Source organism: Candidatus Thorarchaeota archaeon (genome assembly GCA_021498125.1).
Lineage (GTDB): Archaea > Asgardarchaeota > Thorarchaeia > Thorarchaeales > Thorarchaeaceae > B65-G9.
Window position 1 is genome coordinate 1,300,333 of sequence record JAIZWL010000001.1, and the last position, 13,224, is coordinate 1,313,556.

Below are 13,224 nucleotides of genomic sequence, written 5' to 3' on the forward strand. Positions count from 1 at the left end.
GTGTTCCGACCAACATGTTTATATCGCATTCGATATCGCATCCAATATCGTATTCGATATCGAGGTGTCAATGTGCCTAGTAGACCGAGCTGCGATGGACACCGTAGACTTCATGCGGTGCCTCGTGGATTACTGAGACTGGTGATCGCGCGATTACTAGAGTCTCGGGAGCTATCTGGTATTGACATCATTCGAAATTTGGAAGAGCGCAGTGGTGGCGCTTGGAAACCCAGTCCCGGCTCGATCTATCCACTTCTTGCCCAGATGGAGGCAGATGGCTACATTGAGACGGTTCGTATAGAGGGGCGGTCCAAGACATATCGTCTATCAGACGAGGGACAGGAGCTTCTCATTCGGATTCGTGGGCATAAGGCGTTGCTACTACAAAAGATGCAGATAGGCCCTCTCTTCTGGCTTGGTCTTCTTGACCCAGTTGATCAGGCCATGGCATACTTGGACATGGTTTCCATTGCTTTTGAGCGATTGAATTTGATCCGTCCTGACCTAAAGGCACGCCAAAAGGGTCGCATCATTAAACGACTACATGAGATTAAGATAGAGCTTCACGAAATAATTGAGGATATGGAGCATGGAGGAACTATAAAATGACAGCGAATGCACAAAGATACGCAAGTGCGTCTAGGTATATGCTCAGTGGCATCTTGAAGCATAAGGGCATTATAACTTTGGCAACTATATTGACGGGGGTCTCCGCTTACCTGACTACTATTCCTAGTGTCATTGTTGGTCGTGCCATTGATGTTCTGACTGTGAGCGGACTCTCTCCAGAATTTATGTCCCATGTATGGACTCTTGTTGACTTAGCTGTCATCTATATGGGTATGTATTTTTTTGTTGGCTATGCATGGGCGGTAGTCACTTTCAAATGGGAACGCGATGCGCGTCAAGATTTCTTTGAGACCGTTCAAGACTATAGCATGGCCTTTCATGATGAGGTGGATTCCAAGCGGTTGCTGTCCGTCGCTATGCAGGATATTAACTGGATCCGGCTCTCACTTAATCCCGCATTGAGGAACATCATGGGTTCATTGCTATCGCTTTTCATTACTGGTTTCTTGTTGATAAAATATGATACATTACCGAGCATTGCAAATTTCGTTGTGGTGAATGGTTTCTCGCTTCCCATATTCACTCTGATCGTATTCGTTGGATCCCCCATCTATGTTGCCTTTGCGTATCGCTATGCCAACACGATCGAACCAGTGAGACGTGCCCGCTCTGAGACCATGGAACATCTCACTTCTGTGGCACAGGGCGTATTTACAGGAATTGAGGTAGTACGAGCCTTTGGTGCGGAGAACAAAGAGAAACAGAAATTTCAACAGGTCAGTGTCAAGTACGCCGACGTTGTGGCAAAGGAAGGTCGGCTCGCCGCGTTCTATCTTCCGGCCATTGTCCTGATCTGCATGACTACCGCTGCATTCTTCTATGGTACCTATGCGGTCTTTTCCGGGGTATTGAGTGTGGGTACACTGACATCTATTCTTGGTCTATTGATCGCGCTTGAGTTCATGAACTTCCAACTCCCAAGAATGCTTCTTATGTTTCGTGGTGGTTATGTCAATGCACAACGGATTGTAGAACTTCTGAACTGGAAAGATCCCCTTGTCGAGGCCGATGATGAGGCTACTGATGTTAATTGGTTAGGTGACATTACATTTGACCATGTTAGTTTCTCATATGATCACAATCACGAAGGGAATAAACACTATGCAATACAGGACTTGGACATTACAATTCCCGGTGGTTCGCGGGTGGCTCTTATTGGTGGCCCCGGTAGTGGAAAGAGCACCGTTCTAAAGTTGCTACTCCGATTTTACGATCCCATTGATGGGACGATCACAATAGATGGAATCGATCTTCGTCGAATAAATACTAGGACAATACGCAATGCTGTTGGTCTTGTTGAGCAGGATATTTTCTTATTTAGGAGGTCAGTTCGAGATAACATCGCCTTTGGGCGAAAAGATGCGACAATTGAGGAGATCATTGAGGCCGCAAAGAGAGCTCAGGCTCATGACTTTATTGTAGAACTTCCTGATGGGTATGATACGGTGATTGGCGAACGCGGGACGACTCTTAGCGGAGGGCAGCGTCAACGTCTGGCAATTGCCCGGGCCATTTTACAAGATCCTAAAATCCTGTTACTCGATGACTCTGTGAGTGCAGTTGATGCAGAGACCGAGTACCATTTACGTAAAGCTCTGAGCGAGGTCATGAAGGGCCGAACAAGTATTACAGTCACTCAACGATTGCGTACATTACTCGAGTCCGACATGATCATTATCCTTGACAAGGGGCGGCTTATCGCCTCCGGTACTCATGCCGAATTGATTCGTGAGTCTCCTGTGTATCAGCATATCTTTGAACGGTTGCCGGGCGCGCAATCTATGGTTGCCCGAGTGTCCGGTAATGGAGGTGTTGCATAAATGGCATTTCGTGGGCATCGTGGTCCGAGTGGATCAAGTACGAAAGAAAAACTCAGTCGTCCGATTCTTCTGCTCCTGCGGCGAATGTTTGGCTACCTGGGGCCATTCAAGAGGGTTGTTGCTCTTGGGGCGGTTCTGTCCCTTATTGCAACAGTTCTGTCTGTGATCTCACCTTTTGTGATCACGAAAGGTATTGACCTTGTATTCTATACGAGCGGAAATGTCCAAGGTATCATCTATCTCGTGATATTGTACTTTGCTCTGAAAATCATAGTGTGGATCTTTAATGGAATCTATACTTGGATTCTCTCAGGAGCTCAAGCAAACTTTGTGCAATCTGTTCAGAAAGATGTTTATGACCATCTTATAGATGCCGATCTCTCGTATCACAAGGGGGAACAGAGTGGAAATGTCACTTCACGTGTGACCTCTGATACGGTCAGTCTTGCAACTGGCATACAGATGTTCATTGATGTTGCTGGTCAGTTGCTGATGTTAGTTGCGACCTTCATTCTTCTCTGGACTACTTCTGTATTGATCGCATTGACCTCGCTGCTCGTTGTTCCCGGTATTGCCTTCATGGCTGTTCTCTTTGGAACCGTTGGGAAGCGGATTATGCTTGCATCACAGCGTGCTTACGGCAAGGTTTCTGGTCAGATCGCAGAGAATCTAAGTGGTATTCATGTTGCAAAGGCATTCAATCGAGAGGAAGAGCTTGCCGAAGATATGCTCAAACTAAATGAGAAGGCATACCAATATGGAAAGAAGTTTCTCATTCTGATGACATCCATGCAGCCTCTCATGAGAGGTATTGGTATGTTCGTGACTGCCGCGCTCTTGTTCGTCGGGAGTTCGTTGGTCGTCGGTACTGCTCCACTAATGTCGGTCGGAGAGGTCTTTCTTGGTATTCTTCTTGTTCAGAAATTCATGTGGCCTCTTCTCTTTCTCTCCATGACCTCCTCACAGGTTCAGGCCTCTCTGGCAGCAATGGATCGGGTTTCGGATGTCTTGGAATCGAAGCCGGCTATATGTGACTCTCCAGATGCGGTCCCACTTAGAGAGACCAGTGATGGTATTACCTTCGACCATGTGACCTTTTGGTATGTTGAAGGAACCGAGGTTCTCAAGGATGTGTCCTTTACGATTCGACCTGGAGAGACCGTCGCTCTCGTAGGTCATACGGGAGCTGGCAAGACAACTGTTGCTGCACTCATCAATCGATTTTATGACCCGCAGAAGGGGAAGGTCCTGATTGGCGATCAGAATCTTCGAGATGTGACGCTAGCATCATTACACGACGCAATCTCGCTGATTCCTCAAGAGCCGTACCTCTTTGATGGGACGATCATTGAGAACATTCGCTATGGACGAGAAGATGCCACGGAAGAAGAGATCATTGAACTGTGTAAGATCATCGGTGCTGATGAGTTCATTGAAGTTCTCTCTGAGGGCTATCAGACTCTCGTGATCGAGAACGGTAAGAATCTCAGTGCAGGCCAGCGTCAGATGATCACGATCGCCCGGACTATGCTGGCAAATCCACGGATTCTCATTCTGGATGAGGCCACTAGTAGACTTGATGCGTACAGTGAGGCTCTTGTCCAGGACGCTCAGGCAAAGCTCTTCTCTGAACGGACCACTGTTGTGATCGCGCACCGGCTCACAACGATCGCCAACGCTTCAAGGATAATCGTCTTTGATCATGGTAAGATTGTAGAAGAGGGTACTACTGAAGAGCTGCTTGCACTCGGTGGAGCCTTCAGGAAACTCTATGACACCTACTATGCACATCAAGGAGTCGGTGAGATCTCTGAGGATATCCTTCGTGTCGCCAGTGAGGAGGTCTCAAAGGACGAGTCTAACTCTTCTTCTCCTCCACAGATGCCCTTTGCAATGATGGGCGGTGGACCCCCACCAGGTATGGCAATGGGCATGGGGCAGGGTAGTCCTAACCCTGAGAAGATGCGTCAGATGATGGAACGGATGAGTCCGGAGACGAGAGCGCGTCTTCTAGCTAATCCAAGTAAACTTCCTCCTGCAATGCGCGAGATGCTGGAAAAGTACGAGAAGAAAAAATGAGATGTGATCATTCATTTATTCATTCGGACTACAGGTCATGATGTCTGGGTCATGGCCTGTGTCGCTCCAATGGCCAGATATGCCTCAATGGTCAGGATACGGGCTAACTCTTGTGTTGGCAATACGCCAAAAATGTTCCATGCTAGATTTTGGGCGAGAAAGATTCCCGTGGCCAGTAATAGTAGTCCAATATGGACTCTTAGTGTTCCATGTCGAAATGACCATAGTAACCACCCAAGAGAATATGCTGATATTAATAGGACAACAAGTGCAGGCCCCTCAGAGAGTATCACTACTATGGACGAGTTTGAAAGTTGTGTGATTATGATTGATGTGATGATGGCTGCTACCACGACCGCCATATGTGCCTTCTTCACAGCAATGTTTCCTATTGTTGCTATACATCCTTGAAAATAGCTGGTCACGCCAAGGGCCCAAAGTAAGAGTCCTGGGAGCTGAAGAATAAAGATAATCGAGAGGTAATCCACTGGGTTAGGCAGGAACCACACAATCGTGGCCATAGCCTCACTCAGTGTCAAAACAATGACCCCTAACGCGAAGAAAGAGTTCATTGCAGAAAATTGGTCTGAGCCAATGATCTCTCCGCTCTGCGAATACTTGCGGATTCCAATTGTTCCGATCACAATTGTCAACACTGGCCCGAGAAACAGGACTATGTATGTAAATGCTTGGAGGTTTCCACTGAACGCTCCTATTATCAATGACATGATGCCTAAAATCAGTGCGCCAATGAAGTATAATGCAGTGGAACGATTGATTGCGTTCAATGGTACGTCCCCGAGTCAGTTACACTGGGGACTTCGGGCACCCGCTTAATAAGAGGTTTGCCCCTCTTGATCTCCGGGGCTATGATCTGTTCCCATTCTACCTCAACACTGCGATTTGGAAATTGTCTCTCTATGATTGTCTTGATACGTTCTACTATTGACCTTGTTGGGTTCTTGCCAATAAATCTCTCGATTCCTTGAACAATGTCTTGCATAAACGTTCGAAATCCATCGTACAGCAATGATGGTGAGACCGTGCCCTTTACTGATGCCGTGATCAACGAACTACGGACCTCCACATCAACACCATCCTCAAGATCGACAAATGACAACCATGGATATAGCCGTGTTAATTCCTTTTTTGTACTGAAAAACAATTTTCTCGCATTCACTATGCCAATGATCTTCGACCCCGCATCAAGCAATGTCTGTAGTACTGATGCTTGAAGGATCAGCGTTGCTTGTGCTGGAGGTACTTTCTCAATTGCTTTTCGCTGGGCGAGGATTGCTATCTCTTCCATGAACCGTTTGTAATCGCTCACTTGGGCACGTTTAGCTGCAATTGCGACCGTGGTCTCTCCGTCCAACTCCGCAAGGGCTCTTCGTGTTTCGGCCGAAATATCGCGATAATCACTTAGGACTCTCTCAATTGCATGTGCTTGATATATGTCGTCTGCACGAATGGGTTGAATGGTCACTACGGCCTTTTCCCAGACTGCCTCCGCTGCTCGTGCTATTGCAAGTTCAACAGGTATCCCTAAGGTTTCAGCGGCCTCTTCTACAGAACAGCGCTCAGGGATTCCCTCCAAGAACCATCGCACATCAGGATGCATAGTTAGATCCTCCCATCTCAACTTCTTTCTAACGATTGTGTCTGGGGTCACCTGTTCTAGAATGAACTCATTCATGACTGAGGGCTCGAATCTCGAATAGACTGCAAGATCCATGTCAACATATCTAAGTATGGAGAACTGGTTCTCAAACGCAACGATGATATTGCGCAGTTTTTCTCTCATTAGTTCACGGTCCTCTGAGACCACTAGTGCCCCTACTGTCCACTCTCCGAATTCCACTATTATCTTGTAATCCCGCCCCTCGAAGGCTCGGGCTGCAGATTCGAGAGTCTGTTTACTCTGTTCAAAAAATTGAGTCATGGCTGAAATAAATGATGAGATAAGATGGGGATCAAAGAGCGGCTCCTTGAAGTCTTTATGATAGAGGCATACTCCTGAATCCTTGAAGATGATATAGAGGCTTTTTATTTCCATCTCATTCTCTCCATTCTTATGGTAAATTGGTCATGGATGATTCTTTACTGTTATCTTAACAATAACTAGGTTGTATGGATATTATTCGCATCTATCCTATTGATATGATGTTGTATTTTTCGGGTATAGTTATGTGATATATTCCAACATGCTCTGATATTAACTAGCATGTTGCAATATGAATATGAGGTGATTGCTTTTAGATAATGTGTGTATAGACTTGGCCGTGTCGGGAACTTCTATATGGTCAAAGTTCACGCACAATGCTATGAATGACGATTTTGACATTCGATGTCCGATCTGTAACAAGCAGGGCCTTCAGGTCACATCCACCCTTTATTCGGTCCCCTATTTCAATCAGATTGCCATGTTCACAGTACGCTGTCCGCATTGTCATTTCACTCATAATGATGTCTTCACCACTGAGCAGAGATCGCCTTCACGATGGACATTATACGTTGATTCCCCAGACCTTCTTCGTGCCAGAGTCATCAGATCGAGTTCGGGTACAATTCGACTTCCTGAGTTTGGAATCGATATAGAACCGGGACCGTTGGCAGAGTCTTTCATCACTAATGTTGAGGGTGTGCTGCAACGAACCCGTCCTGTCGTGGAGACTGCGATCAACTTCGCCGAAAAACCTGAAGAGAAGGCTCGTGGCGCTGAGGTACTTGTCATGATAGACCGCGCCATTGAGGGATCTTCTCCATTTACGATTATCATTGAGGACCCTGCTGGAATCAGCAGTATTCTTCCGGATGATATGTCAAAGGTCAAGCATGAAGCGATTTCACCTGAGGACGCAAGTGAATTGAGGGGTGCACCGCTCTGGGTGGATACATTGCGTGACGAGCTACATGAGCGTAAGGATTAAAACCACTAACATCATCGACCTGAAACATGGGCCGGTAGATTAGCCCGGTAGATCGTCTGGTTTGCATCCAGAAGGCCGCGAGTTCAAATCTCGCCCGGTCCACCACTTCTTTTCTTTCCTCTTCTGAGGCGCATTCTGCTTCATGTCATCTTGGGCGAAGTCGAATTGTGAGATATTCACATATCCTCAGAATTACAGGATTCCTTGAACGACTATCAACAGACGTAGAGTTAGAGATTCACAGTGAATGAGATAGTTGCGGTATAATCTTGAATATGTATATCTGTTGAAAATTCCACTACAGGCCATGGAGCCAACCACCTTACCGTAATTGCATTCTGTACTTGCGCCTCAATACTCGATGGCGAATATCCCGGAACACCAGTTCTAACAGACTTGGCGGCTCCTACTGGGGTTCCATCGTTATCATACTCCACCGGCTCGTCCTGACTCGGCGCGTTGGGATCGTGCCTGTTGAGGTCTGCCACCACGTTGATGTCATGGACGCGCATGCTCACCAGACCGTAGGAGTCTAGGCGATACCCCAGGATGGCCACGTACTTGATCACACGGGAGGCGTTGTCGCACTCAGCGATGGGGTAGGCGTCCCCCTGACCGTCAATGGAGGCCATTAACGGCAGAAAGAAAACAACCTCGCAAGGGATGCCACTTTCGTCCACCTGTTATGATTGATATTGGGTGGTTTCTATAGCACGACGCAGCATCTGGGACAAGTATGCAGTTATGACTACGAGTGGGGATGCCCACAAGGCCACAACAACCACCATTGAGGCACTCTCTGGAACAAGAACTGTGGTGATCAGGCTTCCCGCAAGACCTATCGTTTCTGACAAGATGATCGAACGTAGAGCCGTATCAAAGAATCGTAGTCCAATTCCATGAAGCTTGCTGCCGAAGCCAAACAACAGCCAATAGAATATGGGGAGTAACACACTGATGCCCCAGCAAAACACAATGGGACTATCTAACAGAACTTCAATCACGTGGAAGCACCATCCAGATACGATTGAATAGATGTTTCAAGCAATACTGTGAATATGTAGTACGAGTACACACACATAAAGAATTGCACCACAACTCCGAGAATTGTCCAGATAAGCCATGTCTTGAAATAAGCAAGATTCTGGCACGAGGTATATACTTTGTTTACAATATAATACATTATTGCACTCTTGATAATAGTGGAAACAATCAGTCCGCCATATCCAAAAAAGGAATCCAACCAACCTGCGAAAATTCCTAGTGCAAAGTCCAGGGAGATAGCTCCTGATCCAATTCCACATGCCAATCCAAAGAGCCAAAACTCCCAAGTCACTAGAGCTGTTGCTAATACTACTGCTACTGCGGTTAGGCCTCCTATGGAAAAAGCGGAGGGGAGCAGAGCTAAAGCATTTGATATTATTAATATTGATATATCACTTACTGCACGAAAACCATCTTCAATTTCTCCAGATTTGGAAACCTGTTGACCAACTTGCTGAGCCCAAATATCCCTATCATCCGCACTTAGCTCGTGAAACAGTGGCGAATCGTAGCTTGCTTCCTCAACTTGTAAATCACCAATCAAATCAATTGAAAAGTGAAGCTCACCTCTCCTAGCTCGGCCTTCACCACTGCTGCACTGGTCACGGCCATGCCGGGTATCGTTACCAGCAACTACTCGATGTTTCGGTCGCCCTGCTCCTCCCGTAATCGCTCCACCAGCACTGCGATGGCTACATCCTATCTCGTCACCCGCTCCTCTAGTGCCTCCATGTTCCTCACCAGGTCCGTGATGATCAGCCGCTGGACCTCTGACACCGCCTCAAAGGCCTTCTGCTGTTCCTCGGTCAACCCGGTGGCCTCACCTCTCAGAGCCCTGAGAAGTATCAGTCGTGCAGTCTTGCCAAAGGCATCACTGAGTCCCACGTCCACCAGTACTGTGTCAAGGACCCTGTGACAGCGGTTCTTTGTCCGTGCAAGGTCCCTCATCAGTCTGGCACGCATTCTCGTGGCATCGCGCAGGTCCTTGATGACCCCCTTTGGAACATAGGAGGACCTGATAAATCCGGCTCGTAACAGGACCGCCAACCAGACACTATCCTTCAGGTCTGTCTTGTGCTGCGCCACGTTCTTGACCTGCCGTGGATTTGCCAGCACAATCTCGATACCCGTGCGCTCAACAGCCGTGAAGGAGGCTGCACACCAGTAGATCCCCGTGGACTCGACCACCGCCATGGAGACCCCGATGGCCCTCATCCAATCGGTCAGTTGGACGAACCCCTTCCATGAGTTGGAAAAGGTCCTCTGTGCAACAGGTTCCTCCGGCATAAGACCTAGGTCATCAGCCAGCCCCTGGAGAAAGTGTTTGTTGTGGTCTTCAAGGTCAGCAATTGCAGCACAGACCAGAGTCTTCTTGCTGACATCGATCGATTCCGCAATAGTTTAGTGGACTCACATCAGTCATACTACTGACCCTCAGTTCGATGAGGACTGTGGACGACCGGGAGTGGCAAATTTCAATCCGTGCTCATGGCACAAGTAGAGCACTTCGTCTGGTCGTCCAGGGTCATTTTGACCACCGTCATCCCGGTGACATTCATGGACCCGACCCAGTCAGTCCGGGTGGTAGACCTCCATTGCACACTCATATCTTTTGTCCAAGTTTTCTGTGGCTGTTGTCAACCCTTCCATGCTGCTTGTTCCAGCATGAGGAATCGCTGTTTTTCGCTCTCGTCCATTATGGTCTCGGTGAATTTTAAGTTGGCCCCGATTTCGGTCAATGGCCCCTGTACGGAATAAATGAGCTGGTTGCGTATTGGTATTCCCGGAAATGGCCATGCGAACTCGATGTTCACATCATCTCCATCGACAGAATACTTACGAATTATTCCCAGTTCCAATAGAGAAAGATCTATGGCGGGGTGTTTGATCTTTAGCAAGAGTTCACGAAGTGATTCGTCAGTCAGTTGGGTCATATGGTCACCTTCTTTCCTGTTGTAAATTAATGATGCAATCAGGTTACATCATAGTTATTTAGTGTGACGCTTGAATGCTTTTTGAGCTTTTGCCATTCGCAGCAACATCTCATCTCTTATTCATGTAGTGATGCGAATCGTGCTAATACTTCAATATGTCAAGATGTGTTTGAATAATACCTGAGATCATGGATTGATAGGGCTCTGTGTGAAAAGTCAGTGAAATAGTGATCATGAGAAGTATGAACACCATTTTGCGATCGAATCCAAAACGTTTCGGGATTCATTCTGACTTGAACGATCTATGTCTGTGGACTTTTCACACAGCTCCGATTGATAGGTAATGCTTAAAGGGTGGGGTTTTTGGTCACAGCACAAGTACAAAGGAAAACTTAGGGCACTGCGCATCCCCATAAGGGAGGCCAACGCTCTGAAACCTTTGACAAGGTGAATTTAAAATGCAAGGAGGAATATTTGACACATTCCTTTATCATTTCACGTTGCTGGAGAAAGGGATGCTACTCTTTGTGATAGCAGCAGCCATTATCTCTCTCATCTACGCTCATTGGCTCTGGAAAGGGGTCAAGGCCAGAGACAAAGGCACTGAGCAGATGCAGTTTGTATGGAATGCTATCCGTGAGGGCGCTCTCTCATATCTCCAAAAGCAACTCAGGTCAATCATACCTACTCTGATAGTATTGACCATCTTCTTGTTTCTAAGCGTATACATCGTCCCTCCAACTCCTGAGGCAACTGAGGTATTCGGTAATGACCCTCAATACACCAGTCTTGTCATTGCAGTTGGACGAACTATTGCCTTCATTCTGGGTGCTAGTTTCTCACTCATCGTGGGTCAACTTGGAATGAGGATCGCTGTGGAATCAAGTGTGAGAGTTGCCCAAGCAACACGTGAAGGTGGAAATCGCCGCAATCGGGCACTAGAAATTGCCTATCACGGCGGAACATTCACAGGCATGTTGACGGACGGTCTTGGATTGCTTGGTGGAACCTCGATCTTCATAGTCTTCGGTCTTGCTGCGCCAGACGCTCTTCTCGGCTTCGGTCTTGGTGGCACCCTTCTCGCTCTCTTTATGAGAGTCGGAGGTGGTATCTATACTAAGGCTGCTGATGTCGGTGCTGACCTTGTTGGTAAGGTAGAGCAAGGTCTTCCTGAAGATGATCCTCGAAACGCCGCGGTCATTGCCGATCTTGTCGGTGACAATGTTGGTGATTGTGCAGGTATGGCAGCAGACATCTTCGAGTCTTATGAGGTCACTATCGTTTCCTCTTTGATTCTTGGTCTTGCTATCTATACACTAGAGGGTGGTCTCGGTCATGCTGCAATGTTCTGGATTGTCTTCCCGCTCGTTATTCGTGCGGTTGGAGTCATCTCATCGATGGTCGGTACCTTCATGGTGGCAGTCTGGAAGACCGAGAATGCAGAGCATGCAATGTTCATGTCCTATGAGGTATCCAGTCTTATTACAATCATAACTGCCTTCGCCATTAGCATTTTCTATGCTGGTGATTGGCGGCTTGGAGCACTGATTGCGACTGGTGTGATGCTGGCTGTATCATTCAATCCGATTACAAGCTACTTCACCTCTACAGAGAAGGCTCCTGTCAAGGAGATTGTGAAGTCGGCGGACACTGGTACTGCCACAGTGATTCTACAGGGTCTCTCATCAGGCTACGAATCAACCGTTGCCGCTCTCATGGCAATCGTTGGCAGCTTTGTTATTGCTATGGCACTGTTTGCTGGTGCTGAGTTTGTATACGTCCTGTATGCAATATCTCTAGTTGGTATTGGCATGTTATCGCACACTGGTAACAATGTTGCAATGGACAGCTATGGTCCTATCAGTGACAATGCTAATGGCATAGGTGAGCTCTCTCCGGGTGACTTTGATAAAGATGCTCGACAGATCATGGCAGATCTTGATGCAGTAGGTAACACGACCAAGGCTATCACCAAGGGCGTCGCTATCGCCTCAGCAGTGATTGCAGCAGTAAGTCTGTTCAACAGCTATATTGTTGATATCACTCGTATCTCTGGTGCGACCGTTTCGCTCTTGCTGTCTGATCCTATGGTTTTCACTGGACTACTTATCGGTGGTGCGATTCCATGGCTTTTCTCAGCCCTTAATATCAAGGCTGTATCACGAGCAGCTGGTCAGATGGTACAAGAAGTCAGACGTCAGTTCCGAATCCCCGGTATCTTAGAAGGTACTAAGAAACCTGACTATGGTCGAGCAGTTGCAATCTCCACAGCAGCAGCTCAGAAGGAACTCGTCAGCCTTGCTGTCATGACCATCTCGATACCTTTGATTGTCGGAATCCTGCTCAATGTGAATGCACTTGGTGGATTCCTCGCGGGTGTTATCCTCTCAGGTCAACTACTGGCAGTCTTTATGGCAAACACCGGTGGTGCATGGGATAACGCAAAGAAGACAATCGAAGATGAGCCGAGCGATCCCGCCAACAACAGAGGTAAGGGCTCTGCGCGTCACAAGTCAAGTGTGGTCGGTGACACCATTGGTGATCCGCTCAAGGACACTGCTGGTCCTGCACTCAACCCAATGATCAAAGTGATCAACCTACTCTCATTGATTGTTGCTCCAATCCTTGTGCAATATCAGTTTGGTTCAGACATGGTCATGAACCTGCTTTTGCTTGGTGGTGCATTGATTCTGATGCTCATCACAGCTTGGGCTATCAGAAAGAGTCGTGCACCTGCTGAGTTTGCAGCACCTATTGATGAGGAGTCCATAGAAACTACTCACTAAT

The 13,224-nt window shown here is 47.4% G+C and carries 12 protein-coding genes and 1 tRNA gene; 6 read left to right on the forward strand and 7 right to left on the reverse strand.

Annotated elements, in window-relative coordinates; translation table 11 throughout:
• Positions 1-72 precede the first annotated feature (72 nt).
• Genes K9W43_06195 through K9W43_06205 form a run of 3 tightly spaced genes read left to right on the forward strand, consistent with a single transcriptional unit; the run spans position 73 to position 4,529 of the window.
• Entirely contained in the window at positions 73-609 is a 537-nt protein-coding gene (locus K9W43_06195) for a PadR family transcriptional regulator (GenBank protein MCF2136820.1), read from the forward strand.
• The gene (locus tag K9W43_06200) at positions 606-2,450 is read left to right on the forward strand and encodes an ABC transporter ATP-binding protein/permease (GenBank protein MCF2136821.1); all 1,845 of its coding nucleotides are present in this window, start codon (positions 606-608) and stop codon (positions 2,448-2,450) included. Before K9W43_06195 ends, K9W43_06200 begins: the two co-directional genes overlap by 4 nt.
• Positions 2,451-4,529, forward strand: coding sequence for an ABC transporter ATP-binding protein/permease (locus K9W43_06205; protein ID MCF2136822.1), 2,079 nt, complete (start codon positions 2,451-2,453; stop codon positions 4,527-4,529).
• Between the two features lie 35 nt (positions 4,530-4,564).
• Here K9W43_06205 and K9W43_06210 read toward each other — a convergent pair whose 3' ends face one another.
• On the reverse strand, positions 4,565-5,317 hold the full coding sequence (locus tag K9W43_06210; GenBank protein MCF2136823.1) for a hypothetical protein: 753 nt from the start codon (positions 5,315-5,317) through the stop codon (positions 4,565-4,567).
• Positions 5,314-6,585 (reverse strand): hypothetical protein, encoded by a 1,272-nt coding sequence (locus K9W43_06215; protein MCF2136824.1) that lies wholly within the window; start codon positions 6,583-6,585, stop codon positions 5,314-5,316. The genes K9W43_06210 and K9W43_06215 overlap by 4 nt, the downstream gene beginning before the upstream one ends.
• Positions 6,586-6,853: 268 nt before the next feature.
• On the opposite strand from K9W43_06215, the gene K9W43_06220 reads away from it, so the two are divergent.
• Together K9W43_06220 and K9W43_06225 are read left to right on the forward strand one after the other, a co-directional pair.
• Entirely contained in the window at positions 6,854-7,459 is a 606-nt protein-coding gene (locus K9W43_06220; GenBank protein MCF2136825.1) for a ZPR1 zinc finger domain-containing protein, read from the forward strand.
• A 28-nt stretch (positions 7,460-7,487) separates the two neighbouring features.
• Positions 7,488-7,564, forward strand: a tRNA-Ala gene (locus K9W43_06225).
• A gap of 125 nt (positions 7,565-7,689) precedes the next feature.
• Here K9W43_06225 and K9W43_06230 read toward each other — a convergent pair.
• The 5 genes from K9W43_06230 to K9W43_06250 all read right to left on the reverse strand — a co-directional run bounded on the left by K9W43_06230 (position 7,690) and on the right by K9W43_06250 (position 10,437).
• The gene (locus tag K9W43_06230; GenBank protein ID MCF2136826.1) at positions 7,690-8,016 is read right to left on the reverse strand and encodes a hypothetical protein; all 327 of its coding nucleotides are present in this window, start codon (positions 8,014-8,016) and stop codon (positions 7,690-7,692) included.
• Between the two features lie 126 nt (positions 8,017-8,142).
• Positions 8,143-8,463, reverse strand: a complete 321-nt coding sequence (locus tag K9W43_06235; protein MCF2136827.1) for a hypothetical protein — start codon at positions 8,461-8,463, stop codon at positions 8,143-8,145.
• Positions 8,460-9,047 carry a hypothetical protein gene (locus tag K9W43_06240; GenBank protein MCF2136828.1) on the reverse strand — a complete coding sequence of 196 codons (588 nt, stop codon included), beginning with the start codon at positions 9,045-9,047 and terminating at the stop codon, positions 8,460-8,462. The genes K9W43_06235 and K9W43_06240 overlap by 4 nt, the downstream gene beginning before the upstream one ends.
• Positions 9,048-9,202: 155 nt before the next feature.
• Positions 9,203-9,790 (reverse strand): transposase, encoded by a 588-nt coding sequence (locus K9W43_06245; protein MCF2136829.1) that lies wholly within the window; start codon positions 9,788-9,790, stop codon positions 9,203-9,205.
• Positions 9,791-10,140: 350 nt separating this feature from the next.
• On the reverse strand, positions 10,141-10,437 hold the full coding sequence (locus K9W43_06250) for an iron-sulfur cluster assembly protein (GenBank protein ID MCF2136830.1): 297 nt from the start codon (positions 10,435-10,437) through the stop codon (positions 10,141-10,143).
• Between the two features lie 458 nt (positions 10,438-10,895).
• On the opposite strand from K9W43_06250, the gene K9W43_06255 reads away from it, so the two are divergent.
• Positions 10,896-13,223 (forward strand): sodium-translocating pyrophosphatase, encoded by a 2,328-nt coding sequence (locus tag K9W43_06255; protein MCF2136831.1) that lies wholly within the window; start codon positions 10,896-10,898, stop codon positions 13,221-13,223.
• The last annotated feature ends 1 nt before the right edge of the window (position 13,224 follow it).

Coding starts and splice junctions, on each gene's coding strand:
- K9W43_06220 (MCF2136825.1), top strand. CDS start 6,854: ATGAATGACGATTTTGACATTCGATGTCCGATCTGTAACAAGCAGGGC.
- K9W43_06245 (MCF2136829.1), bottom strand. CDS start 9,790: ATGCCGGAGGAACCTGTTGCACAGAGGACCTTTTCCAACTCATGGAAG.
- K9W43_06200 (MCF2136821.1), top strand. CDS start 606: ATGACAGCGAATGCACAAAGATACGCAAGTGCGTCTAGGTATATGCTC.
- K9W43_06205 (MCF2136822.1), top strand. CDS start 2,451: ATGGCATTTCGTGGGCATCGTGGTCCGAGTGGATCAAGTACGAAAGAA.
- K9W43_06255 (MCF2136831.1), top strand. CDS start 10,896: ATGCAAGGAGGAATATTTGACACATTCCTTTATCATTTCACGTTGCTG.
- K9W43_06215 (MCF2136824.1), bottom strand. CDS start 6,585: ATGGAAATAAAAAGCCTCTATATCATCTTCAAGGATTCAGGAGTATGC.
- K9W43_06250 (MCF2136830.1), bottom strand. CDS start 10,437: ATGACCCAACTGACTGACGAATCACTTCGTGAACTCTTGCTAAAGATC.